Genomic DNA, 929 nt, shown 5'->3' with positions numbered 1-929 from the left:
TCGTCTTTCTTCCTGTCGTGCTGTCGGCGGTCATCGTCGGCTTCCTGTGGAAACTGTTCCTGCATCCGCTGTTCGGGCTGGTGAACCAGACGCTGGCGCTTGTCGGCATCGGCGCCATCCCGTGGCTTGGCAATGAATCGACCGCGTTGGGCAGCATCCTGTTCACCAACATCTGGCACTGGCTCGGTTTCCCGACTTTGGTGTTGCTGGCCGGCATGCAGCGCGTCGGCAAGGAAGTGATCGAGGCCGCCCGTCTCGACGGCGCCGGCGACTATGTGCTGATGACCCGGATCATCTGGCCGTTGATTGCGCCGAGCGTCACCATCGTCACCATCCTGACCTTCATCGGCAGCTTCAACTGGTTCGAAATCCCCTATGTCATGGCTGGCCTTACCGGCTCACCCGGCGGCGCCACCGATGTGCTCGGCCTCTATTTCTACCGCACCGCCTTCGGCAGTACGACGACGGGCATCCAGGATTTCGGCCAGGGCAGCGCACTGGCCGTGATGATGTTCATCATCGTTGCCGGCGTCACCGCAATCGCGCTTCGCTACCTGCGCCGTCGCGAGATCGAACTGTGAGCGCAGCAGCCGGCAGCCGGGACCGCGGCGAATTGTTGAAGAACGGCGCCATCCAGCTGATGCTGGCGCTCAATGCCGTCATCATGATCTATCCGCTGTTCGTCATGGTGATCTCGTCCTTCAAGACCAATGCGGAGATATTCAGTTCGCCCTTCGCCATGCCGTCGAGCTTTTCGCTGACCAATGCCGAACGTGTGTGGACCGAGACCAACTTCGTCCGCTACCTCGCCAATTCGGTCGGCATAACCACGGCGGCGGTGGCTCTGATCCTCTTGTTCAGCACCATGGCCRCCTATGCGATCGCCCGCTACCAGTTCAGGCTGAGCGCGCTGGTGCTGATGTTTTTCC

General features: G+C 61.0%; 1 protein-coding gene and 1 pseudogene. Both read left to right on the top strand.

All coding sequences use genetic code 11. The annotated features are described in order from the left end of the window. A partial coding sequence (locus tag ACXJ7R_RS34435; protein ID WP_457155687.1) for a carbohydrate ABC transporter permease occupies nt 1-581 on the top strand: 581 nt, incomplete at its 5' end. Continuing rightward, nucleotides 578-929: pseudogene (locus tag ACXJ7R_RS34430) on the top strand (carbohydrate ABC transporter permease); the annotation flags it as partial. The gene ACXJ7R_RS34435 and the pseudogene ACXJ7R_RS34430, both read left to right, overlap by 4 nt.

This window comes from Mesorhizobium sp. P5_C1 (assembly GCF_054049815.1).
Note: the sequence above shows the minus strand (reverse complement) of the source record. Positions and strands in the feature narration are given on the sequence as shown.